Raw genomic sequence first — 22,939 nt, 5'->3', positions numbered from 1 at the left:
GTTCACCACGGTCCGCCGCGATTTCTCCCGAGTTCCTCCCGATGTCGGTGAACGCCCCCGGCCGGCGACCCGTACCGACGGGAGTGACCCGTGCCGTTCCGCTCCGTGCCGTCCCGTCGCGGGCACGCATCACGACGCGGTCACACCCGGGCGATCACGATGCTCCGGACGTCGCACTGCGCAGGGGGAGCCGGGTGAGCGAGGCCGCTGGGACCGCGCACGCGCCGGTGGACCTGCGCCGGACCGAGGACCTCGAGGCCGCCTACCGCGCCCACGCCGGCGAGCTCGAGCGCTTCGCGCTGCGGCAGCTGCGCGACCCGGGTGCCGCGTCGGACGTGGTGCAGGAGGTGTTCGTGCGGGCCTGGCGCCACGCCGACCGCTACGACGCGACGGTCGCGAGCCTGCGGGTGTGGCTGTTCACCATCGCCCGGAACGCGGTGATCGACCACGTCCGCCACGCCCGGAGCCGCCCGGGCACCCCGACCGCCCCCGCCGACCTGTCGCTGGTGTCGGACCGGCCCGGGCGCGCGGGCCGGGACGACTTCAGCGACGACCAGCGCAGCGCCATCGTCGAGACCTCGGTGCGCGGCCGCCCCTACGCCGAGGTGGCCGAGGAGCAGGGTGTCCCGATCGGCACGCTGCGCAGCCGGGTCTTCTACGGCCTGAAGAACCTGCGGCAGATCATGGACGACATGGGAGTCCCGCTGTGACCACGACGCCCGACGGCCACGAGCGGCTGCGCGAGCAGCTCGGCGCCCACGCGCTCGGGGCGCTCGACGACGGGGAGCGCGCCGAGGTCGAGGCCCACCTGCGCACCTGCGCGTCGTGCCGTGCCGAGCTCGCCGAGCTGCTGCCGCTCGCCGGGCCGCTGCGGCACGTCGACCCGGACGCCGCAGGGACCGCCGGGATCGCGACCGGGACCCCACCGTCCCCCGACGGCTTCGCGGCGGTCCTCGACCGTCTCGGCGCGGAGGATGCGGAGGATGCGGAGGACGAGCCGCGGGAGGCACCCCGGCCCCGGCGCCGGGTCGCGTCCCTGCTCGCCACGGCCGCCACCGCGGCGGTGGTCGGGCTCGCCGGCGTGGGGATCGGGCTCGCGGTCGGGGCCGCGGGCGAGCCGCCCGTCGATCCGGTCGCGGTGCAGTCCCTCGACCCCGCGGTCCGGGCCACCGCGGGCACGATCGACCACACCTGGGGCGTCGAGATGGTGCTCACGGCGTCGGGCTTCGCCGAGGGGCAGACGTACGACGTCACCGTCCTCGACCGCGCCGGACGCCCGGTCCCGGCGGGCGCGTTCCGCGGCACGGGCCCGGCCGAGATGGTGTGCCGGCTCAACTCCTCGGTGCTCCGGGACCAGGCCGGCGGCTTCGTCGTCACCGACGCCGAGGGCGACGAGGTGCTGCGTTCGCGCTTCGCCTGACCGGGAACCCCGACCGGGAACTCCGTGGCCAGCCCGGTGCGAGGACGCCCTCGCGCCCCGCGCAGGTGGAGCAACGGTCGTGTGGACCGGTGCAGTGTGCGACAGGGGCCCCACCCCGGGCGGTGTCAAGCGCTAATCTGGACACGCTTCCGACGCCAGCGCGATGACTGATTGAGGCGATTTCGAGTCGTGTCGAGTAGTAGCCCGACCGCCCAGTTCGGACCCAACGAGTGGCTGGTCGACGAGATGTACCAGCGCTACCTCGCCGACCCCTCCTCGGTCGACAAGGCGTGGCACGAGTTCTTCGCCGACTACGCCCCTGCCGACAGCCAGTCCGACGGTGCCGAGCAGCAGCCCGGCGACGCCGACCAGCAGACCGACCACGCCGACACGGCGCCGGCCGGCGACGGCGCGACGGCCGCCCCCGCGTCCGCCCCCTCCGGCGGCGGCAACGGGCAGGGATCCACGAGCAGCGCGTCGTCCTCCCAGGACGCCCCCCGCTCGTCGGCCAACGGCAGCGCCCCCGCCGGCAGCACCACCGGCACCGGCTCGCCGTCCGCGCCGTCGACCGACGGCGCGCGCACGACCTCCTCGCGCAGCGGCGAGACCCCGAGCAAGCCGCCGGCCGGCACCACGAGCCCCGCCAAGGCCGCCCAGCCCGGCGCGGGCACCGACGCCGACCAGACGACGAAGCCGCTGCGCGGCGCCGCGAACGCGATCGCGAAGAACATGACCGCGTCGCTGCAGCTGCCCACCGCGACGAGCGTGCGGGCGGTGCCGGCCAAGCTGCTGGCCGACAACCGCATCGTCATCAACAACCACCTGCGGCGCTCGCGCGGCGGGAAGGTCTCGTTCACCCACCTGCTCGGGTACGCGATGGTCCGCGCCCTCGCGGACTTCCCGAACATGAACCGGCACTACGGGGAGGACGACAAGGGCAAGCCCGCCGTCGTCGACCCGGGGCACGTCAACCTCGGCCTGGCGATGGACCTGCCGGGCAAGGACGGCTCGCGCACGCTCGTCGTCGTCGCCCTCAAGGGCACCGAGAACATGAGCTTCGCGCAGTTCTGGGCCTCCTACGAGGAGATGGTGCGCAAGGCGCGCAACAACGCGCTGACCGGCGAGGACTTCTCCGGGGTCACGATCAGCCTGACCAACCCGGGCACGATCGGCACCAACCACTCGGTGCCGCGCCTCACCGTCGGCCAGGGCACGATCGTCGGCGTCGGCGCGATGGAGTACCCCGCCGAGTTCCAGGGGGCGAGCGAGGAGAAGCTCGCCGACATGGGCATCAGCAAGATCATCACGCTGACGTCCACGTACGACCACCGGATCATCCAGGGCGCCGAGTCCGGCGATTTCCTGCGGCGCATCCACCACCTCGTGCTCGGCGAGGACGGCTTCTACGACGACATCTTCGCGTCGCTGCGGATCCCCTACGAGCCGATCCGCTGGCGTCAGGACCTGCCGTCGTCGCAGATCGACCGCACCGCGCGGATCATCGAGCTGATCGACGCGTACCGGACGCGCGGCCACCTCATGGCCGACACCGACCCGCTGTCGCACCCGCAGCGCAAGCACCCCGACCTCGACATCGCGTCGCACGGGCTCACGCTGTGGGACCTCGACCGCGAGTTCCCCGTCGACGGCTTCGCCGGGCGCGACTGCCTGAAGCTGCGCGACGTGCTCGGGGTCCTGCGTGACTCGTACTGCCGCACCATCGGCATCGAGTACATGCACATCCTCGACCCCGAGAAGCGCGACTGGCTCCAGGAGCGCATCGAGCGCCCGCACGAGAAGGTGCCGGTCGCCGAGCAGAAGTACATCCTCTCGAAGCTCAACGCCGCCGAGGCGTTCGAGGCGTTCCTGCAGACCAAGTACGTCGGGCAGAAGCGCTTCTCGCTCGAGGGCGCCGAGACGGTGATCCCGCTGCTCGACGCCGTGCTCGACACGGCCGCGGCGCACGAGATGGACGAGGTCGTCGTCGGCATGCCCCACCGCGGGCGGCTCAACGTGCTGGCGAACATCGTCGGCAAGCCGGTGTCGCAGATCTTCCGCGAGTTCGAGGGCAACCTCGACCCGGGCCAGGCCCACGGCTCCGGCGACGTGAAGTACCACCTCGGCGCCGAGGGCAAGTTCTTCCGGATGTTCGGCGACGGCGAGACGACGGTGTCGCTGACGTCGAACCCGTCGCACCTCGAGGCCGTCGACCCCGTCATGCAGGGCATCGTGCGGGCGAAGCAGGACGTGCTCGACAAGGGGCCCGAGGGCTTCACCGTCCTGCCGGTCGCCCTGCACGGCGACGCCGCCTTCGCCGGCCAGGGCGTGGTCGCCGAGACGCTCAACCTCGCGCTGCTGCGCGGCTACCGCACCGGCGGCACGGTGCACGTGATCGTCAACAACCAGGTCGGCTTCACCACGGCGCCCGAGCACACGCGTTCGACGCACTACTGCACCGACGTGGCGAAGATGATCGACGCACCGGTCTTCCACGTGAACGGCGACGACCCCGAGGCCTGCGTCTGGGTGGCGCGCCTCGCCGTCGAGTTCCGCGAGCGCTGGAACTCCGACGTCGTGATCGACATGATCTGCTACCGGCGCCGGGGCCACAACGAGGGCGACGACCCCTCGATGACCCAGCCGGAGATGTACGACGTCATCGACGCCAAGCGCTCGGTGCGCAAGACCTACACCGAGTCGCTCATCGGCCGCGGCGACATCTCGCTGGACGAGGCCGAGCACGCGCTGCGCGACTACGGCAGCCAGCTCGAGCACGTGTTCAACGAGGTCCGCGAGCTGGAGAAGGCCGACCCGGAGCCCAGCCCGTCGGTCGAGTGGGAGCAGGCCGTCCCCAACTCCCTGCAGACCGCGGTGCCGCTCGAGGTGATCCAGCGGATCGCCCGCGCGCACACCGAGCTGCCCGAGGGCTTCGCGGTGCACCCACGCGTCAAGCCCGTCCTCGAGCGCCGCGGCAAGGCCGCGGCGACGGACACCGAGGAGGGCATCGACTGGGCGTACGCCGAGCTGCTCGCCTGGGGCTCGTTGCTCATCGACGGCAAGCTCGTGCGTCTGTCGGGCCAGGACTCGCGGCGCGGCACGTTCGTGCAGCGCCACTCAGTGATCATCGACCGGCACAACGGCGAGGAGTACGTCCCGCTGCGGAACCTCACCGCCGACCAGGGCAAGTTCATGCCCTACGACTCGGCGCTCTCGGAGTTCGCCGCGGTCGGCTTCGAGTACGGCTACTCGGTGGCGAACCACAACGCGCTGGTGCTGTGGGAGGCCCAGTTCGGCGACTTCGTCAACGGCGCGCAGTCGATCATCGACGAGTTCATCTCGTCCGGTGAGGCCAAGTGGGGCCAGACGTCGGACGTCGTGCTGCTCCTGCCGCACGGTCACGAGGGCCAGGGGCCGGACCACACCTCGGGGCGCATCGAGCGGTTCCTGACGCTGTGCGCCGAGGGGTCGATGACCGTCGCGGTGCCGTCCAGCCCGTCGAACTACTTCCACCTGCTGCGCCGCCACGCCTCCGACGGCGTGCGCCGCCCACTGGTGGTCTTCACCCCGAAGTCGATGCTGCGCAACAAGGCGGCCGTCAGCCCGGTGGAGGACTTCACCAGCGGCGGCTACCGGCCGATCCTGGACGACCCCGCCTTCGCGAGCGGCGACACCGACGGCGTCTCGCGCGTCCTGCTGTGCGCCGGCAAGATCTACTACGAGCTGGTCGCCGCCCGGGAGAAGGCGGGCCGCGCGAACGACATCGCGATCGTGCGGATGGAGCAGCTCTACCCGCTGGCCACCGAGGAGCTCACGGCCGTCCTCGACCGCTACCCGAACGCGGGCGACATCCGCTGGGTGCAGGAGGAGCCGGCCAACCAGGGTGCCTGGCCGTTCCTGGGTCTGTGGCTGCCGGAGCGCATGAACGGCCGCCTGCCCCACCTCACGCGCGTGTCCCGCCGCCGCATGGCGGCCCCGGCCGCCGGCGTCGCCAAGGTGCACGAGGTGGAGCAGAAGGCGCTCATCGCCGAGGCCCTGGCCGACTAGTGGCTGCCGACTAAACGTGTACTTCACGGATCGCGGGATCGAGGAGCTCGAGGACCGACGGGGCGAGGAGGAGGTCAGCCTGGCGTGGCTGGCCGACCGCCTCCGCGCGTTCGTCGACGCCCACCCCGAGCACGCGGGCGCCGCCGACCGGTTCGCGACGTTCCTGGCGCGCGACGACAGCGACGACGAGTAGGTCGCCGAGCGGAGCGAGGGGCGCCCTGACTACGTGGCACGCAGTCAGGGCGTCCCTCGCTCCCGCCGCCACCGGCGAAGGCGCTCGCGCGCTCAGACGGCGTCGACCCGGTCGGACTCCTCGTACCGCAGGACCGGGAGCAACGAGGGCTCGCTCATCGCGGGGTCGGCGGCGCAGGCGTCGAGCGCGGCGTGCAGGGCGGCCGCGTCGAACCCGGCGCCGAGGAACACGAGCCGGGCGCCGGCCACGTCGACGGACCGGGGCGCCGGTCGCACCCGGATCGCCGTCCCCACCGTCTGCACGACGAACGGTGCGGCGCCGGGGAACCGCACCACGCCCTTGGCGCGGAAGACGCCGGCCGGGCCCGCCTCGAGGAACGCCGCGAACCGCGCCGGATCCAGCGGGGCGTCCCGATCGACCGCGACGCTCTCCCAGGCGGCGTGGGCGTGCCCGACGGCCGTGTGGTCGGCGTCCTCGCGCAGCAGCGCGTCGAACGACAGCTGGCCCGATCGCGTCGGGCCGCGCCGGGCCGGCGGGTCGACGAGCAGCGCGGGGTCGAGGGCGCCGCGCACGACGGGGAGCACGGGGCCGGGGGCGGTCGCCCGCAGGGAGGCGAGCAATGGGGCGGGGTCGTCGACGCGGTCGACCTGGTTGAGCACCACGAGGTCGGCGAGGCGGACCGCCGGGTCGGGTTCGCCGGCCCTCACCGCGTCGACCACCACCACCAGCCCGCCGTACGCCGCGTGCCGCGCCTCGCCCGCGACGGCGTCGAGCAGGAGGCGCACGAGCTCGCGGGGCTCCGCGAGGCCGCTGGCCTCCACGACGACGAGGTCGAGGCGGGCAGCCGGGGCCGTGAGCTCGGCGAGCAGCGCCGCGAGGCCGTTGGCGTCGGTGGTGCAGCACAGGCACCCGTCGGCCAGCGACGTGACGGCGCTGGCCTGCCCGGCGACGAGCATCGCGTCGATCCCGATCGCCCCGAAGTCGTTGACGACGACGCCGATCCGGACCCCGTCGGCGCGGCGCAACAGGTGGTTGACCAGCGTCGACTTGCCGGCCCCGAGCTGACCGGCGACCAGCACCACGGGGACGCGACGGGGCACGCCGACCACCCTGGCACAGGGGGTCGGCGAGCCCCGGGACTCCCTACCGGATGCCGGCCGAGTTCAGCCACTCGCGGGCGACGGTCTGCGGGTCCGGGCGGTCCGGGCCGGCGAGGCGGGCGTTGAGCTGGGTCAGCTGGGTGGTGTCCATGGCCGCCGAGATCTGGTTGAGCGTGTCGGTGACGCGCGGGTCGGAGGACTTGGCGCGGTTGACCAGCGGCACGACGTTCTGGGCGGCGAAGTTCGACCGCGGGTCCTCGAGCACCACGAAATCGTTCTCGGGGATCGAGGCGTCGGTGGTGAACAGGTCCGCCGCCTGCACCGTGCCGTCGCGCAGCGCCGCCACGGTGAGCGGGCCGCCGGCGTCGAGGGCCCGGAACTCCTTGAAGGTGCAGTTGTAGAGCCGCTGCAGGCCCGGGATGCCGTAGGCGCGCTGCTGGAACTCCGGTGGGCCCCCGAAGGAGACCGTCGGGCACAGCGGCGCGAGGTCCTCGATCGAGCGCAGGTTGTTCTGCGTCGCGAAGGCCCGCGTGACGACGACGGCGTCCTTGTCCTCGGCGGGGCTCTGCTGAAGGAGCTGGAGCTGGGGCGGCAGCTTGGAGGAGACCTGCTGGTAGACCTGGTCCGACGCCGTGGCCGTGGCCTGCGGGTCGAGGAACTGCAGCAGGTTGCCCGTGTAGTCGGGCACCAGGTCGATCTCGCCGCGCTCGACGGCGGGGTAGTACGTCTCGCGGCTGCCGATGCCGAATCGGCGCTCGACGGTGACGCCCTTGCCCTCGAGGGCCGTCGCGTAGATCTCCGCGAGCAGCCGGTTCTCGGTGAAGTTCGCCGAGCCGATGCGGACCGTGCCCTGGGCGGAGGGCCCGGCGGGGGCGGTGGCGAGCGGGTCGGAGCCGCCGCCGCAGCCGGCGAGCAGCGCGCCGGCGGCCAGCACGGCCCCGACCAACAGGGCACGCGGGGATCGGATCACGGGGAGACCTCTCTGGTGGTGACGGGGTGGGGTGCACGGCGCAACCGCGCGCGGTCGGGGCCGGGCGTGACGAGGCGTCCGAGGCCCTGCAGGACGAGCTCGACGACGATCGAGAGCACGGCGACGACGAGGGCGCCGCCGAGCACCTGCGGGTAGTCGCGGACCGAGAAGCCGTCGAGGATGTAGCGCCCGAGACCACCGAGTCCGACGTACGCCGCGATGGTGGCGGTGGCGATCACCTGCAGCGTCGCGAACCGCACCCCGCCGAGCACGAGCGGAACGGCCGAGGGCACCTCGACCTGCAGGAGGATCTGGGACTCGCGCATCCCCATCCCGCGAGCGGCGTCGACCGCGCCCGGATCCGCCCCGGCGACGCCGGAGTAGGCGCCGGCGAGCATCGGCGGGATCGCGAGCAGGACCAGGGCGAGCGTCGGCGGCAGCAGCCCGAGGCCGAGCAGCAGGACGAAGAGCACGAGGACGCCGAGCTCCGGGAGCGCGCGCAGGCCGTTGGCCACGCCGACGACCGCGAGCTCGCCGCGCCGGGTGTGCCCGATGAGCGCGCCCAGCGGCAGGGCGATGACGGCGGCGATGACGACGGCCAGCAGGGTGTAGCCGAGGTGCTCGAGCACCCGGGCCGGGATCGCTTGGGGCCCGCTCCACTGCGCCGGAGCGGAGAACCAGTCGACGAGGCGACCGAGCACGCCCTACACCCCCGTCCGTGCGCGGACCCAGGGCGTGAGCGCCCGTCCCAGCGCGAGCCACAGCGCGTCGAAGACGAACGCGAGCACGATCGAGCCGATGATGCCGGCGGCGACCATGGCCGGGTACGCCTGCTGGAAGCCGTCGGTCATCAGGGTGCCCAGCGACTGCACGCCGACCAGGGCACCGACCGTGACCAGCGAGAACGCCGACACCGACGCGACCCGGATCCCGGCGGTGAGCACCGGCACGGCCAGCGGGAGCTGCACGCCGAAGAAGAGCCCGGACGGCTGGTAGCCGACGGCGACCGCCGCGGTGGTGACGGTGACCGGCACGGCGTCGAGGGCCTCCGCGACGCTGCGCACGAGCAGCGCCACCGTGTAGATCACGAGCGTCAGCCCGACGTTGAGCGGGCTGAGGATCGGCGTGCCCACCAGGATCGGGATGAACACGATCAGCGCCAGCGACGGGATCGTGTACAGCGCGCCGGACAGCGGCACGAGGACCCGGCGCGCCCCGGGCGACCGGTGCGCCCACCAGCCCAGCGGCAGGGCGATCACCAGGCCCACCAGGACCGGGACCAGGGCGAGCAGGACATGGGCGACCACGAGCTCGCCGATGTCGTAGCCGAAGGCCCTCACGGGACCGGGTCCGGCCGGAGCAGCGCCAGCACGTCGTCGGGGGCGACGCCGCCCCGGAAACGGCCCTCGCGGTCGACCGCCACGCCCCGGCCCGCCGGCGAGCTCAGCGCCGCGTCCAGGGCGCCGCGCAGCGTGCCGGCCGCCTCGGAGGCCGCGTCAGCACCCTCGGTGACGTAGACCGAGCCCAGCTCGTGGCGCGCCCCGTCGGGCCCGAGCCACGCCGCGGGACGCTCGGCCCCGTCGAGCAGGACCGTCCACTCCCCCGGCACCGCTGGACCGGCCGTATCGCCGTTCGCGCGCGTCGGCAGCTCGGTGAGCTTCAGCGCGGTGGCCGGCACGAACCCCAGGCGCCGGTAGCCACGGTCGCGCCCGACGAACCCGGAGACGAACTCGTCGGCCGGGTGCGCGAGCAGCTCGTCGGGCGGCGCGAACTGCGCGAGGCGGCCGCCGACGCGCAGCACGGCCACGCGGTCGCCCAGGCGGATGGCCTCGTCGATGTCGTGGGTGACGAACAGGATCGTCTTGCCGAGGTCGGCCTGCAGGCGCAGCAGCTCGTCCTGCAGCTCGACGCGCACCACGGGGTCGACCGCCGAGAAGGGCTCGTCCATGAGCAGTACCGGCGCGTCACCGGCCAGCGCCCGGGCCACACCGACGCGCTGCTGCTGGCCGCCGGAGAGCTGCGCGGGCCAGCGCTGCGCCATCGCCTCGTCGAGGCCGACGCGCTCGAGCACCTCGGCCGCCCGGGCCCGCGCCTCCTTGCGCGGCAGGCCCTGGAGCACCGGCACCGTCGCCACGTTGTCGAGCACGCGGCGGTGCGGGAACAGGCCTGCCTGCTGGATGACGTAGCCGATGCCGCGGCGCAGCAGCGCCGGATCACCCTCGGCGACGTCCCTGCCCTGCAGGAGCACCGAGCCCGAGGTGGGCTCGACCATGCGGTTGACGGTGCGCAAGGAGGTGGTCTTGCCGCAGCCCGAGGGCCCCACCAGGACCGTGATCTCGCCCTCGCGGGCGGTCAGCGACAGCGACTCCAGGCCGACGGTGCCGTCGGCGAAGCGCTTTCCCACGTCCCGGAACTCGATCACGTACGACGCCCCCGGGATCCGCCGGCGGCCACGAGTCGGCCACCGAGTCGACGCGTGAATCTAGCCCGAGCCCCCGACGGTCGCGACCGATCACGACGAGCCGCCGCCACGCGGTGTGACGGCGATCACCCCGCCGCGCGCGTCTCCGGGACGATCGGGCCGCGGCGGACCAGCTCGGTGAACGCCTCCGCCGGCATGGCGCGGGCGAACAACCAGCCCTGGTAGGCGTGCACGCCGAGGTCGCGCAGCACGGCGAACTGGTCGGAGTCCTCCACTCCCTCGGCCACACACACCTGCCCGATCGCGGCGGTGAGGTCCACGACCGCGCGCGCCACGGCCCGGTCGGACTCGCCGGTGGCGACCCCGCGGACGAAGGCCCGGTCGAGCTTGACGATCTGTGCGGGCAGGCCGGTGAGACGCGAGAGCGACGAGTAGCCCGTGCCGAAGTCGTCGACCGCGAAGCGCACGCCCGCGGCGATGAGCTCGTTCATCTCCCGCAGCGTGTGCGAGGGCAGGTCGGCCAGGCAGGTCTCGACGAGCTCGAGCACCAGGCGGTCCCACGGCAGCCCGGACTCGGCGACGGTGGCGCGCACGACGGGCAGGAAGTCCGGGTCGCCGGGCAGCAGGCCCGCGAGGTTCACCGCCACCGACGGCGCAATCCCGTCGGGCGCCGTGCCCGGCCACGTGGCGGCCTCGCGGACCGCGGCGCGCAGCACCCAGCGGTCGAGGTCGCCGAGCAGGTCGGCCGCCTCGGCCACCGGCAGGAACTTGTCGGGGAAGAGCAGGCCGTGCTCGGGGTGCTGCCAGCGCACGAGGGCCTCGGCGGTGACCACCCGGCCGTGGGGGTCGACGACCGGCTGGTAGTGCAGCACCAGCTCGTCGTTGACCATCGCCTCGCGCAGCTGGGTCTCCATGCGCAGCGCCTCGTCGGCGCCCCTCATGATCGCCTCGTCGGCCAGCGCGAAGCGACCGTTGCCGCCGCTCTTGGCCTCGAACAGCGCGGCGTCGGCGAAACGCATGAGGTCCCCGGTGCCCGGGTGTCCCGGCGCGGGCTCGAGCCCGGCCAGCTCCGTGGCCCGTTCGCGGCGCAGCACCTGCGCCACGGGGTCGTCGGTGGGGTCGATGTCGGGGCCCGACGGGTCGGCGCGATAGCCGTCGGGGTCCCCGACGCCGAGCCCGATCGTGGCGCCGACCGCGGCGCCGACCGTCGCCGAGATGCGCACGAGCTGGCCGTGCACGGGGATGGCGGTGCGCAGGATGCCGGCCACGGTCGCCGACAGGGCGTCCAGGCCTCCGTGCAGGTCGACGTCGGCGCAGACCACGACGAACTCGTCCCCGGCGCTGCGCGAGGCCGCGCACCCGGCGGGCAGGCGGTCGCGGAGGCGCTGCGCCAGCTCGACGAGCAGCTCGTCGCCGGCGTCGTGGCCGAGCGAGTCGTTGACGCGCTTGAAGTTGTCGAGGTCGCAGAACAGCACCCCGGTGCGCCGCGCCGTCGGTCCCGCCAGGAGCCGCGAGACCGTGGTGGTGAGCGCGCGACGGTTGGGCAGGCCGGTCAGCTCGTCGTGCATGGCCTGGTGGCGCAGGCTCGCCTCGACCCGTCGCGCGTCGGTGACGTCGGTGAACACCACGAGGTGGGTGACGCCGCCGTCCTCGTGCACCGACACCGACACGTGCAGCTCGCACCACACGGGCTCGGCGACCGCGCCGCCGGCGCCGCGCTCCCGGGTGCGCAGCGCGCGGGGGGTGCACGACCAGCTCACCGAGCCCGCCGAGCCCGCCGGACGGGCGAGCAGCGGGGTCACCGGGCCGGGGCCCGCGGCCGACTCCGCCGAGAGGTCGAGCAGCTCGTCGGCCCGCCGGCCGCGCAGCGCCTCGGGGCCCTGGCCCAGCAGGCGGCACAGCGCCTGGTTCGCCTTGACCAGCCGCTCGTCGTCGTCGAAGAGCGCGATCCCGACCGGAGCGACGGCCAGCAGGTCGGTGAAGCGCTGGTTGGAGGCCCGCAGCCGCTCCTCGGCGTGGCGCCGCGCGGTGACGTCGGCGGCCGTGCCGAGCACCGTGCCGCCCCGCAGGGCGGCGTGGAGGGCGACGATGCGCCCGCTGCCGTCGCCGAGGCGCACCTCGCACTCGAGCGGGGCGCCCTCGGTGACCAGGGCCTGCCACCGGCGCGCCAGCCCGGCGCGGTCCTCGGCGTGCAGGGCGGCGAGGAGCGTCCCGGTGCTGCGGGGGGCGTGCGGGTCGATCATCAGGAGCTCGGCGAGCACCGGCGAGAGCCACGCCGACCCCGTGGCGAGGTCGACCTCCCAGTGCCCGAGGCCCGCGATCCGCTCGATGTCGGCGGCGGACGGGGCCGAGGGGTGCGACGGGGCCGACGGGGCCGGCGGGGTCGACGCGGCCGCGGGCACCGACGGCGCCGCGGGGACCGGGACGTCCGGCACCAGCACGAGGGCGGCGCCGCCGTGGGCGTCCGGCCAGGCCACGACCCGCACCGGCAGCGGCGCCCCGGCCACGCGGCGCAGCCGGGCGGTGTAGAGGCCTCCCATGCCCTGGTCGGCCGCGCCCTGGTCGGCCGGGCCCAGGTCGCCGAGCAGCTCCCGCACGGGCCGTCCGAGCATCGTCCGCGGGTCGAGGCCCCCCGTGGGATCGACCAGGCGGGCCACCTGCTCACGGACCGCGGTGATCCGGCCCTGGGCGTCGTGGCGCAGCGCGGGGCCGGCCGGCAGGACCGGGGCGCCGGCGTCGGGACCAGCGCCCGCGTCGGGCCGGCGGGGCGTCGTCGTCGCGTGGACGACGGCAGGGCCCCGCGAGCCCGGCACCGACACCCCACCGCTCACGTCTCGACTCCTTCGCCGCCCGGGCCCCCACCGCTCCCCGGAGGAGGAACGGACCGACCACGTCTGTCTCAGCAACGAAGGAGACCCGGTCGGGGATCGGCACCATCACCGGAGTGGGGGAGGTCGCGCGGCGACCGTGGCCCGCGACGCGTCGTGCTGCATCACCTGATCGTTCAACCTTGAGTCCACCGACCGGTCGTCGCGCCGAAGCAGACGGAGTCCACGACGAACGGCAGGTGGCCCAACGCGACTCGACCGATGGAACGGACGATCACCCACGTGCGGCTCGACACCTCACGGTCGGTGCGATCTTGCCGCTACGAACGGTCCGTTCCCGGCCACGAACGACGTGCCACCGCCGAACGTGGACGATCCCTGCTCCGGGCGGGCGACACGGCATCCGGGCGCGTGGGGTCGACGGGACTGCTACCCGCTTCTCGTGGACCGCAATCCCGTCGTGCCCCACCGGTTCCTCCGGCGTCACTCAGGGGTCAGTGGTGGCCGTCGACGGCGACCTCGGCCACGTGCCGGCGCACGACCCCCTCCTCGGCGGCGGCCTTGGCCACCGCCTCGGCGACGGCGGGCGCCACCCGCGGGTCGAGTGCGCTGGGGACGATGTGGTCGGGCCCGAACTCCTCGTCGCCGGCCGCGATGTCCGCGATGGCCTCGGCGGCCGCGAGCTTCATCGCCTCGGTGATGCGCCGGGCGGCCGCGTCGAGCGCCCCGGCGAACACGCCGGGGAAGGCGAGCACGTTGTTGATCTGGTTCGGGTAGTCGCTGCGCCCGGTGGCGACGACCGCGGCGTGCTTGCGCGCGACGGCGGGGTCGATCTCCGGGTCGGGGTTGGACAGCGCGAGCACGACGCCGCCCTCGGCCATCGAGGCGATCACCGACTCGGGGACCGTCGAGCCCGACAGGCCCAGGAAGACGTCGGCCCCCTCGACGGCGGCGGCGAGGTCGCCGCGCACGCCGCGGGGGTTCGTCATCTCGGCGAGGGCGATCTTCTCGACGTTCATGCCGTCGCGGCCCTCGTGGATGACGCCGCGGGAGTCGAGCACCACGACGTCGTGCGCCCCGGCCGACAGCAGGATCTTCGCGCAGGCCACCCCGGAGGCCCCGGCACCACTGACGACCACCTTGAGGCCGGCGAGGGCGCGGTCGAGGACACGCGCGGCGTTGCGCAGGGCGGCGAGCACCACGATCGCCGTGCCGTGCTGGTCGTCGTGCATCACCGGGCAGTCGAGCGCCTCGATCAGCCGGCGCTCGATCTCGAAGCAGCGCGGGGCGGCGATGTCCTCGAGGTTGACCGCCCCGAAGCTCGGGCGCAGGTGCACGATCGTGTCGACGATCTCGTCGACGTCGGTGGTCTCGAGCACCAGCGGGATCGAGTCGAGGTCGGCGAACGCCTTGAACAGCGCGGACTTGCCCTCCATGACCGGCAGCGACGCGCGCGGGCCGATGTCGCCCAGGCCGAGGACGGCGGTGCCGTCGGACACGACGGCCACGAGGCGGTGTGTCCAGGTGTAGCGCGCGGTGAGGGCCTTGTCGTCGGCGATGGCGCGGCACACCTTGGCCACCCCGGGGGTGTAGGCGATCGCGAGGTCACGTCGTCCGGAGAGGCCCACGGTGGGCGCGACGGAGAGCTTGCCGCCCTCGTGCGCGGTGAAGACCTCCTCCTCGGTGATGTCGCGGCCGTCGAGGGACGGGGTCGTGTCGGCAGCCTCATTCACGGGGTCGCTCACGGGGGCTCCAAGCGGGGTAGGGGTCGCGGCACGTGGCCAGGATCGGTGTCGCGCCGGATCGGTCCGGGCTGCACGCGCGCCGGGGCCTGGCGCTGCCGAGGTTAGGGTCGGCGTCCGTGGAGGCGCGGGAGCTCGGTGTGCCCGGCGCGTGGCTGTTCAGCCCGCCGGTGTTCCCGGACGCGCGGGGCGCGTTCGCGGCGCCCTTCCAAGCCGGGGTGTTCGCCGACACGGTGGGGCACCCCCTGCATGTTGCGCAGGCGAACACGAGCGTATCCCGGCGCGGTGTGCTGCGCGGGGTCCACTTCGCCGACGTGCCGCCCGGCCAGGCCAAGTACGTGCAGTGCAGCGCGGGCGCCGTGCTCGACGTCGTCGTCGACGTGCGCAGCGACTCCCCCACCTTCGGGGCCTGGGACGCGGTGCGCCTCGACGGCACGACGCTCCAGGCGGTCTACCTCGCCGAGGGCCTCGGGCACGCCTTCCTCGCCCTCGCCGACCACACGGTGACGACGTACCTCTGCTCCCGGGAGTACGAGCCGGCCGCCGAGCACGGCGTCTCCCCGCTCGACCCCGCACTCGGCCTCCCCTGGGAGCGGTGGATTCCGCGCGACGAGCTCGTCCTGTCGGACAAGGACGCCGCGGCTCCCGGTCTCGACGAGGCGCGCGCGGCGGGGACGCTGCCCACCTGGGCGGCGTGCCGGGAGCGCCGGAGGGCCCTGCGGGCCCCGTGAGCCGGCTGTCGGGCCCCACCGCGGCCCCCTAGCGCGCCCGCACGCGCCCCGGGCGTGGCCACAGCCGCCAGCGCACCGGCCCGAGCACCTCCGCGGGCCCGAGGGTGCGCGAGTCGGTCGAGGACCCCGGGGCGTCGCCGACGGCGAACCAGCCGTCGGCGTCCTCCAGCGCCGCCCGTTTGACCGAGAGCTGGCCCGGCCGCGAGGCCCAGCGCACGAGGGCGACCTCGCCCGGTCGCACCCGGGACCCGGGCAGCGCGAGCACCACGTCGCCGTCGCGCAGCGTGGGCACCATCGACGGGCCGCGGACGAGCACCCGGCGCGGACGCCGTCCCACCAGCGTGATCAGCAGCTCACGGGGTGTCCTCACCAGCGGCGCTCCACGTGTCGGGGTCGGGTCACGGGGGTACGTTGACTGACGTCGGAACGATCACCATTTCCCGTGAGGAAGAGGGAGGCGAGATGGGACTGCTCTCCAGCGTCCTCCGCCCGCGCCTGGAGGCCACCGCACACTGCGACCTCCCCTGTGGCGTCTACGACCCGGCTCAGGCCCGGATCGAGGCCGAGTCGGTCAAGGCGATCCAGGAGAAGTACCAGGGCAACGAGGACCCGGCCTTCCGGGCCCGCGCCATCCAGATCAAGGAGGAGCGGGCGGACCTCGTCAAGCACCACCTCTGGGTGCTCTGGACGGACTACTTCAAGCCGCCGCACTTCGAGAAGTACCCGCAGCTCCACGAGCTGTTCAACAAGGCCACCAAGGCCGCCGGTGGCGGTGAGGGCGGCGCCAAGTCGTCCATGGACCCGCAGTCCGGGCAGCAGGTGCTCGACTACATTGCCGAGATCTCGGACATCTTCTGGGAGACCAAGAAGGGCTGAGTCCCGCGACACGACGCGCCCGTCCCGGGTCTCGGGGCGGGCGCGTCGTCGTCTGCGAGCCAGGGTAGGAGGGTGGCCGTGAGCGCGAGCTCGACGGGACGCATCTACGTGCTGCGTCACGGCGAGACCGAGTGGTCCCGCGACGGACGGCACACCAGCCGCACCGACCTGCCGCTGACCGAGCGGGGTCGCGAGGCGGCCCGGACCGCTGGTCGGCTGCTGGTCACCCTGCGCGGGCCCGACGTGCCGCCGCCGGTCGTCTGGACGAGCCCGCGTCAGCGGGCGACGGAGACCGCCCGCCTGGCCGGCCTCGAGCTCGACGCCGTCCGCGAGGACCTCGTCGAGTGGGACTACGGCGCCTACGAGGGCCGCACCACCCCGGAGATCCGCGAGGAGGTGCCGGGCTGGACGGTGTGGACCCACCCGTGTCCCGGCGGCGAGACGGGGGCCGAGGTGGCCGCCCGGCTCGACCGCGTCCTCGCCGACGCGGACCGCGAGCTCGCCGACCGCGACGTCGTGCTCGTCGGGCACGGCCACGCCGGGCGCGTGCTCACCGCCCGCTACCTCGGGCTGGAGCCGGCCGCCGGGGTCGGCTTCGCGCTCGACGCCGCGTCGGTGACCGTGCTGGGCCACGAGCGCGGCGCGCCGCGCATCGACCTGCTCAACGCTCCCGGCGGCCTCGTCGAGGCGCCGCCGCCGCCCGCGGACCGGTACTAGGTACCCGCCCATTCGCGCGCCGGGCGCGAGATCAGCGCCGCCAGCACCGCCGCGGCCAGCAGGATCACCGGCACGCCCCAGTCGGGCCGGCCCGAGGGCACCGCGGCGTAGAAGGCGCAGCCGAGGGTCAGCAGCTGCACGACGATCGACGGGCCGCGGGCCCCGCGCGCACCGCGCAGCAGGGCGACGCCGGCCACGGTGATGCCCACCCCGAGCAGGACCAGGAAGCCCCACACCGAGAAGGTCAGGCCCGCGGCCACCATCAGCGCCGCCACGACGAGCGCGACGACACCCTCGGTGAGCACTCCGAGTGCTGCGAGGCGCACAGGGCGTGGCGTCGTCACGGGATCAGCCTAGGCGCCGGGGTGTGTGGTCCACCGCTCGGTGGAGAGATCGGCGACATCCCTACCCGGCACCCCCCGGACGGACGGGGCACCCGGTCTACGGTGAGGGCCGTGCGTGCGCTGCTCGTGGCCAATCCCTCGGCCACCACGACGACGGCGGCCGGTCAGGACGTCATCGCGCACGCGCTCGCGAGCGAGATCAAGCTCGACGTCGTCGTGACCCGGTACCGGGGCCACGCCGCCGAGCTCGCCGCCCGGGCGCGGGCCGAGGCCGTCGACCTGGTGGTCGTGCTCGGCGGCGACGGGACGGTCAACGAGGCCCTCAACGGCCTGCTCGCGGACGGGCCCGGCGAGCACGTGCCCGCGCTGGGCGTGGTGCCCGGGGGGTCGGCGAACGTCTTCGCCCGCGCCCTGGGCGTCCCCCGCGAGCCGCTCGAGGCCACCCACACCCTGCTCGGCGCGATCGCCGAGGGCCGCTCGCGCAGCGTGGGGCTCGGGCGCGCCGACGAGCGGTGGTTCAGCTTCAACGCCGGCCTCGGCTGGGACGCCGACGTCATCGCCTCGATGGAGCGCGCCCGCGGGCGGGGCCACGACGCCACACCGACGCGCTACGTGGCCACCTCGATCCGGCGCTGGTCGCGCGCCCGGATCGACCCGCCGGACCTCACCGTCGAGATCCCCGGCGAGGAACCGGTCAGCGGCGTGCGCCTGGCCCTCGTGTCGAACACCGATCCGTGGACCTACCTCGGGCCCCGCCCGGTGCGCACCAACCCCGGCTGCTCGTTCGACAGCGGTCTCGGGCTCTTCGCCCTGCACTCCCTGGGGCTGCCGACCGTCCTGCGGCTCGTCCGGCAGGTCCTGCGCCGCGACGGGGCCTCCGGGCTGCCCTCGGTGCTGCGCCGCGACGACGTGCCCGCGATCCGCATCACGAGCGACGAGCCCGTCAACCTCCAGGTCGACGGCGACCACCTCGGAGAACGCAGCGACGTCGAGTTCGTGGCCGTCCCGGACGCCCTGCGCGTGGTCGTCTGAGGCCGCCGGCGGGCGCGATGTGAACTCCGTGTGAGATCTGATGGCGGCCGACGCCTTCTGAATCGAGCCGTGCTGCTGACCGCTCGTCGCGCTCGCTCACACGGGTGGACGGTTCGTCGTGCCTGAATCGTCGCTCGTCGCAGCCGGGCGCTCATGACGGTCCGCGCTATTCCACTCACCGACCGAGTTCGCCCGTCGAGCCGCTTGCCACTCGATCCTTCTGGTCACGTCCTGCAGATTGAGTCGCATCCCCCGCGAATACCGGGAAGGGCGCACCACCCGAGAGGGACGTGCACCCGGACCGGAGGGTCCGACGTTCGTGAATGTGCGAGCGACGGGCACGAGGCAGGGGACGGCGACACCGCATTCGTCCGTGGCACCGACGTCACAGTTCGAACGGGAGTTGACGTCCTCAGTCTCTCCTGACAGGTCGCGGGCCCTACACGGGGCCCACGACGAGGTCGAGACGATGACGACCACGACCGGCGCGCACCCCGAGGCGCGCCCACCGAGGAGCTCAGAACGATGGACTGGCGGAACGACGCTGCTTGCCGCGACGAGGATCCGGAACTGTTCTTCCCCGTCGGCACGAGTGGCCCCGCTCTCTCTCAGATCGCCCGCGCGAAAAGCGTCTGCCGGCGTTGCCCCGCGATGACCGAGTGCCTCACGTGGGCGCTGGAGTCCGGTCAGGACGCGGGCGTCTGGGGTGGAGCGAGCGAGGACGAGCGCCGTGCGCTGAAGCGTCACGGCATCCGGCCCGAGGTGCACACCGCCTGATCGGCGGCACACCTCGGCATCGTGGCCGGGCGCTCGCTCCCCAGGCGGCCGACCACGATCGAGACCCACGAGGGCCCCGGCCCCGTCCCACGGACGGGACCGGGGCCTTCGTGCTGCTGTGGGGCTCTCCAGGGCCCGTCCCGGGCCGCCGTGGCCCTGTCAGCGCCCCCGGTGCTGCAGCGGGACCTTGAGGACCGCCCGGGTGCCGCCGTCCTCGGCGGGCCGGATGCTCAGGGCCCCCGCCAGCTCGGAGTCGACGAGCGTGCGCACGATCTGGAGCCCCAGGCCGGTGGCCCGCTCCAGCGAGAACGTCTCCGGCAGGCCGCGACCGTCGTCGGCGACCTCCACCTCGAGGACGGCGGCGGTCCGCGTCGCCGTGATGACGACGGACCCCGAGGCCCGCTCGGCGAACCCGTGCTCGAGGGCGTTGGCGACGAGCTCGGTGAGCACCATGACCAGGGGCGTCGCCATCACCGCCGGCAGCACGCCGACCTCGCCGGTCCGGCTCATGGCCACGCGGGCACCGGGCCGGGCGAGGTCGTTCATCATCGGCAGCACGCGGTCGAGCACCTCGTCGATGTCGACCCGCTCGTCGACGGACGCCGCCAGCGCCTCGTGCACGAGCGCGATCGACGCCACCCGTCGCACGGACTCCGTCAGGGCCTCCTGCGCCTCGGCGTGCGGCGTGCGGCGGGCCTGGAGGCGCAGGAGGGCGGCGACGGTCTGCAGGTTGTTCTTCACGCGGTGGTGGATCTCGCGGATCGTGGCGTCCTTGCTGAGCAGGGCGCGGTCGCGGCGGCGGACGTCGGTGACGTCGCGGGCCAGGACGACCGCGCCGGACGGCACCCCTCGCGGGTGCAGCGGTAGGGCCCGCAGGACCGCCGACGCCCCGTGGCCCTCCAGCTCGGCGCGCTGCGACGGAGTGCCCGCCAGCGCGCCCCGCACGTGCTCGGCGGCCTCGGTGCCCTCGAAGGCGTCGTCGGCGACCTCGCGCACCACCCCCGCCAGGTCGGCGCCGACCAGCTCGTCGCTCCACCCGAGCCGGTGGAAGGCCGAGGCGGCGTTCGGGCTGGCGTAGAGCACCCGGCCCGTCGAGCTGATGCGCACCAGCCCGTCGCCCACCCGCGGCGTCGAGCGGCCCTCGTCCTTGCTCTGCGCCGTCGGGAACGTGCCGTCGGCGACCATCTGCAGCAGGTCCGCCGCGACCGCGAGGTAGGAGATCTCCAGGGTGCTCGGCACCCGGGGGGCGGCGAGGTTGGTGTCGCGGCCCAGGACGGCGATCACGTCACCCTGGCCCGAGGCCTCCCGTGCCTGCGGCGCGCGCACCGGCACCACCTCGCGGCGCACCGACCGCCCGCGGTGCCACCGCGGCTGGTCCTCGCGGCGCAGCATGGTGTCGGTCGTCGCCCGCTGCAGCTGCGACACCAGGCTCTCGGCGGGCGCGCTGCCCACCATGTCCTCGGGGTGCGCGGTCGCCGTCGTCGTCGGGCGGCTCTGGGCCATGCAGAGGAACCGCCGAGTCCCGTCCTGGCTCGTCACGGGCACCCACAGCAGGAAGTCCGCGAACGACAGGTCGGCCAGCAGCTGCCACTCGGCGACGATGCGCTGCAGATGGGCCACCGACGCCCCCGACAGGTCCGTATGGGCCGCCAGGAGGTTCGAGAGCGTCGACACCGGCCGGCCGCGGTTCCCGCTGCCCTGCATGGCGATCATCCAACCACCGCGCCGGGCGCGGTCTCCCCACGTGCGACGATGGACGCATGTCGAAGCGCGCGCGCCAGAAGCGGGACCGCAAGAAGAAGGCCAGCAACCACGGCAAGCGCCCCAACGCTTAGCCTCGCGGCAAGCCGTTCCGGCCCCTCACGCTCCTGCGTCGCGTGAGGGGCCGGCGTGCGGCGCCGCGCTCCGTCGGGGTCGTGTCTCGGTGTCGGCGGCTCAGCTGCGCCAGGACTCGACGCGCGTCTGGTTGACCTCGACGACCGTGCCGCCGGGCCCGCGCTCGACGGTGACCTCGGCCTGCTCGAGCACCGTGGCACGGATCTGCTCACGCAGCCGCTGGTGCAGCTCCGCCGGCGCGTGCTCGCCGCCGCAGCTGCGGCCCAGCAGCGTCTTGACCTTCTCCTCGAGCCCGTAGCGCGCCAGGCACGGCCCGCACTCGTCGAGATGGCGACGGAGCTGGGCGTCGCGCTCGGCGTCGCACTCGTGGTCGAGCAGGAGCCAGACCTCGGCCAGCACCTCGGAGCAGTCGGTCTCGTGGGGTTCACCGCAGCTCATCGTGCCGCCCCCTCTCCGGAGGCCACCCGCGCGCCGTCGGCGTCGCGCAGGAAGCCGCGGTCGCGGGCCGTGTCGGTGAGCGCGTCACGGAGCTGCTTGCGGCCACGGTGCAGCCGCGACATCACGGTGCCGATCGGGGTGCCCATGATCTCGGCGATCTCCTTGTACGCGAAGCCCTCGACGTCGGCGAGGTACACCGCCATCCGGAAGTCGTCCGGCAGCGCCTGCAGCGCGTCGCGGATGTCGGTGTCGGGCAGGTTCTCCATCGCCTCGACCTCGGCCGACGGCAGGCCGAGCGAGGTGTGCTCACCGGCCTGGGCGAGCTGATAGTCGCTGATCTCGTCCGTCGGCGACTGCTGGGGCTGACGCTGCCGCTTGCGGTAGGTGTTGATGTAGGAGTTGGTCAGGATGCGGTACATCCAGGCCTTGAGGTTGGTGCCGGGGGTGAACGAGGCGAACGAGGAGTAGGCCTTGAGCACCGTCTCCTGCACCAGGTCCTCGGCGTCGGCCGGGTTGCGGGTCATCCGCAGGGCCGCCGCGTAGAGCTGGTCCACCAGGGGCATCGCGTCGCGCTCGAAACGCGCGGCCCGCTCCTCGGGTGTCTCGGTGGCCACGTCGACCGTTTCGGGTCGCCCCTGGTCGGTACTGGTGTCGCCGGGGGTCTGGTCAGGCACAGCCCTCGCCGCGTCGGCCACGGGGCTCCCTTCGGACCGCGCCCGGGGCGCGGTCGGAACGTCGACGGATCCCGCGGAGACTACCCGCGTCAGCTCCCGGACATCCCACTCCGCGGACGACGTCACGCCGGGGAGCGGCGTCACGGGGGCCGTGCCGGCCTCCGTCATCGTCATCACTGCTGGCATGTCCGCGTCAACAAGGTTTCGGGGTGCGGGATTCCCGCCGGTCGCGGGGTGGGCGTCGCTAGGCTCGCCGGTCGTGGCGCGACGAGCGGCGGCGGCGACCCCGGCCCTGGTGGCGCTCGACGACGCAGGCGTCCCGTACACGACCCACCCCTACGCGGCGCCCGGCAGGGCCGCGTACGGCACGGAGGCCGCCGACGCCCTCGGCCTCGACCCGCGGCGGGTGCTCAAGACCCTGGTCGCCGAGGTCGACGGCCGCCCGGTGCTCGCGATGGTGCCGGTCGCCGGGACGCTGGACCTCAAGGCGCTCGCGGCGGCCTGCGGGGGCAAGCGGGCCGTGATGGCCGACCCCGCGGTGGCCCAGCGCCTCACCGGCTACGTGGTCGGCGGCATCGCCCCGCTGGGCGGGCGCCAGCCGCTCGACGTCGTGATCGACCTCTCGGTGGCCGAGCACGGGAGCGTGTTCTGCTCGGCCGGCCGTCGGGGGCTGCAGATGGAGCTGGCCCCCGACGACCTCGTCGCCGCCACCGGCGCCGAGCTGGCCGAGATCGGTGCCGGCTAGGGCGTGTCTGATGAATCGTCGGGTAGGGCTCTGACAAGATCTTGGTGTGC

General features: G+C 74.0%; 23 protein-coding genes. 11 read left to right on the top strand and 12 right to left on the bottom strand.

Annotated features, from left to right (window positions below; all coding sequences use genetic code 11):
* Positions 1 to 194 precede the first annotated feature (194 nt).
* The 4 genes from PH189_RS25010 (at position 195) to PH189_RS24995 (ending at position 5,657) form a co-directional block, all read left to right on the top strand.
* Positions 195 to 710, top strand: coding sequence for a sigma-70 family RNA polymerase sigma factor (locus PH189_RS25010; protein ID WP_274191563.1), 516 nt, complete (start codon positions 195 to 197; stop codon positions 708 to 710).
* The gene (locus PH189_RS25005) at positions 707 to 1,420 is read left to right on the top strand and encodes a zf-HC2 domain-containing protein (RefSeq protein ID WP_274191562.1); all 714 of its coding nucleotides are present in this window, start codon (positions 707 to 709) and stop codon (positions 1,418 to 1,420) included. The genes PH189_RS25010 and PH189_RS25005 overlap by 4 nt, the downstream gene beginning before the upstream one ends.
* A gap of 246 nt (positions 1,421 to 1,666) precedes the next feature.
* Complete coding sequence (locus PH189_RS25000) at positions 1,667 to 5,464, top strand: multifunctional oxoglutarate decarboxylase/oxoglutarate dehydrogenase thiamine pyrophosphate-binding subunit/dihydrolipoyllysine-residue succinyltransferase subunit (RefSeq protein WP_417281530.1); 3,798 nt, start codon at positions 1,667 to 1,669, stop codon at positions 5,462 to 5,464.
* Between the two features lie 16 nt (positions 5,465 to 5,480).
* Positions 5,481 to 5,657 (top strand): DUF6104 family protein, encoded by a 177-nt coding sequence (locus PH189_RS24995; protein ID WP_274191560.1) that lies wholly within the window; start codon positions 5,481 to 5,483, stop codon positions 5,655 to 5,657.
* Positions 5,658 to 5,749: 92 nt separating this feature from the next.
* Here PH189_RS24995 and PH189_RS24990 read toward each other — a convergent pair whose 3' ends face one another.
* From PH189_RS24990 to PH189_RS24960, 7 genes are all read right to left on the bottom strand, one after another.
* A complete protein-coding gene (locus PH189_RS24990; RefSeq protein ID WP_274191559.1) occupies positions 5,750 to 6,757 on the bottom strand; it encodes a CobW family GTP-binding protein in 1,008 nt (335 codons plus the stop codon).
* Between the two features lie 43 nt (positions 6,758 to 6,800).
* The gene (locus PH189_RS24985; RefSeq protein WP_274191558.1) at positions 6,801 to 7,727 is read right to left on the bottom strand and encodes an ABC transporter substrate-binding protein; all 927 of its coding nucleotides are present in this window, start codon (positions 7,725 to 7,727) and stop codon (positions 6,801 to 6,803) included.
* Positions 7,724 to 8,428, bottom strand: coding sequence for an ABC transporter permease (locus PH189_RS24980; RefSeq protein WP_274191557.1), 705 nt, complete (start codon positions 8,426 to 8,428; stop codon positions 7,724 to 7,726). The genes PH189_RS24985 and PH189_RS24980 overlap by 4 nt, the downstream gene beginning before the upstream one ends.
* A 3-nt stretch (positions 8,429 to 8,431) precedes the next feature.
* Complete coding sequence (locus PH189_RS24975) at positions 8,432 to 9,067, bottom strand: ABC transporter permease (RefSeq protein WP_274191556.1); 636 nt, start codon at positions 9,065 to 9,067, stop codon at positions 8,432 to 8,434.
* Positions 9,064 to 10,149 carry an ABC transporter ATP-binding protein gene (locus tag PH189_RS24970; RefSeq protein WP_274191555.1) on the bottom strand — a complete coding sequence of 362 codons (1,086 nt, stop codon included), beginning with the start codon at positions 10,147 to 10,149 and terminating at the stop codon, positions 9,064 to 9,066. Before PH189_RS24970 ends, PH189_RS24975 begins: the two co-directional genes overlap by 4 nt.
* Positions 10,150 to 10,274: 125 nt before the next feature.
* Positions 10,275 to 12,980 carry a putative bifunctional diguanylate cyclase/phosphodiesterase gene (locus PH189_RS24965; RefSeq protein ID WP_274191554.1) on the bottom strand — a complete coding sequence of 902 codons (2,706 nt, stop codon included), beginning with the start codon at positions 12,978 to 12,980 and terminating at the stop codon, positions 10,275 to 10,277.
* Between the two features lie 491 nt (positions 12,981 to 13,471).
* Positions 13,472 to 14,722 carry an NAD(P)-dependent malic enzyme gene (locus PH189_RS24960; RefSeq protein WP_274191553.1) on the bottom strand — a complete coding sequence of 417 codons (1,251 nt, stop codon included), beginning with the start codon at positions 14,720 to 14,722 and terminating at the stop codon, positions 13,472 to 13,474.
* Positions 14,723 to 14,838: 116 nt separating this feature from the next.
* Between PH189_RS24960 and PH189_RS24955 the strand changes: the two genes are divergently transcribed.
* Positions 14,839 to 15,450, top strand: a complete 612-nt coding sequence (locus tag PH189_RS24955) for a dTDP-4-dehydrorhamnose 3,5-epimerase family protein (RefSeq protein ID WP_274191625.1) — start codon at positions 14,839 to 14,841, stop codon at positions 15,448 to 15,450.
* Positions 15,451 to 15,478: 28 nt separating this feature from the next.
* On the opposite strand, the gene PH189_RS24950 is transcribed toward PH189_RS24955, so the two are convergent.
* On the bottom strand, positions 15,479 to 15,820 hold the full coding sequence (locus tag PH189_RS24950; RefSeq protein ID WP_274191552.1) for a S24 family peptidase: 342 nt from the start codon (positions 15,818 to 15,820) through the stop codon (positions 15,479 to 15,481).
* Positions 15,821 to 15,912: 92 nt separating this feature from the next.
* Here PH189_RS24950 and sodN point away from each other — a divergent pair, with 92 nt between their 5' ends.
* Both sodN and PH189_RS24940 read left to right on the top strand, forming a co-directional pair.
* Positions 15,913 to 16,326: a superoxide dismutase, Ni gene (sodN, locus tag PH189_RS24945; protein WP_274191551.1), complete on the top strand. Its 414-nt coding sequence runs from the start codon at positions 15,913 to 15,915 to the stop codon at positions 16,324 to 16,326.
* Between the two features lie 78 nt (positions 16,327 to 16,404).
* The gene (locus tag PH189_RS24940) at positions 16,405 to 17,043 is read left to right on the top strand and encodes a histidine phosphatase family protein (protein ID WP_274191550.1); all 639 of its coding nucleotides are present in this window, start codon (positions 16,405 to 16,407) and stop codon (positions 17,041 to 17,043) included.
* Here PH189_RS24940 and PH189_RS24935 read toward each other — a convergent pair.
* A complete protein-coding gene (locus PH189_RS24935) occupies positions 17,040 to 17,387 on the bottom strand; it encodes a hypothetical protein (RefSeq protein ID WP_274191549.1) in 348 nt (115 codons plus the stop codon). The genes PH189_RS24940 and PH189_RS24935 overlap by 4 nt on opposite strands.
* Positions 17,388 to 17,498: 111 nt before the next feature.
* On the opposite strand from PH189_RS24935, the gene PH189_RS24930 reads away from it, so the two are divergent.
* Both PH189_RS24930 and PH189_RS24925 read left to right on the top strand, forming a co-directional pair.
* A complete protein-coding gene (locus PH189_RS24930) occupies positions 17,499 to 18,419 on the top strand; it encodes a diacylglycerol/lipid kinase family protein (protein ID WP_274191548.1) in 921 nt (306 codons plus the stop codon).
* Positions 18,420 to 18,944: 525 nt separating this feature from the next.
* On the top strand, positions 18,945 to 19,196 hold the full coding sequence (locus PH189_RS24925; RefSeq protein WP_274191547.1) for a WhiB family transcriptional regulator: 252 nt from the start codon (positions 18,945 to 18,947) through the stop codon (positions 19,194 to 19,196).
* Between the two features lie 159 nt (positions 19,197 to 19,355).
* On the opposite strand, the gene PH189_RS24920 is transcribed toward PH189_RS24925, so the two are convergent.
* Entirely contained in the window at positions 19,356 to 20,870 is a 1,515-nt protein-coding gene (locus tag PH189_RS24920) for a sensor histidine kinase (protein ID WP_274191624.1), read from the bottom strand.
* A gap of 86 nt (positions 20,871 to 20,956) precedes the next feature.
* Here PH189_RS24920 and PH189_RS30560 point away from each other — a divergent pair, with 86 nt between their 5' ends.
* Positions 20,957 to 21,031, top strand: a complete 75-nt coding sequence (locus PH189_RS30560; protein WP_378014965.1) for a 50S ribosomal protein bL37 — start codon at positions 20,957 to 20,959, stop codon at positions 21,029 to 21,031.
* 100 nt (positions 21,032 to 21,131) lie between these two features.
* Here the strand turns inward: PH189_RS30560 and rsrA are convergent, their stop codons facing one another.
* Positions 21,132 to 21,470 (bottom strand): mycothiol system anti-sigma-R factor, encoded by a 339-nt coding sequence (gene rsrA, locus PH189_RS24915; protein ID WP_274191546.1) that lies wholly within the window; start codon positions 21,468 to 21,470, stop codon positions 21,132 to 21,134.
* A complete protein-coding gene (locus PH189_RS24910) occupies positions 21,467 to 22,084 on the bottom strand; it encodes a sigma-70 family RNA polymerase sigma factor (protein ID WP_274191545.1) in 618 nt (205 codons plus the stop codon). Before PH189_RS24910 ends, rsrA begins: the two co-directional genes overlap by 4 nt.
* Before the next feature lie 319 nt (positions 22,085 to 22,403).
* Between PH189_RS24910 and PH189_RS24905 the strand changes: the two genes are divergently transcribed.
* On the top strand, positions 22,404 to 22,889 hold the full coding sequence (locus PH189_RS24905) for an aminoacyl-tRNA deacylase (RefSeq protein ID WP_378014964.1): 486 nt from the start codon (positions 22,404 to 22,406) through the stop codon (positions 22,887 to 22,889).
* Positions 22,890 to 22,939 lie beyond the last annotated feature (50 nt).

It is taken from the genome of Actinomycetospora chibensis (assembly GCF_028737215.1).
GTDB classification, from domain to species: Bacteria; Actinomycetota; Actinomycetes; order Mycobacteriales; family Pseudonocardiaceae; genus Actinomycetospora; species Actinomycetospora chibensis.
The sequence above is the reverse complement of the archived record's forward strand: the minus strand, read 5'-3'. Positions and strand labels throughout refer to the sequence as shown.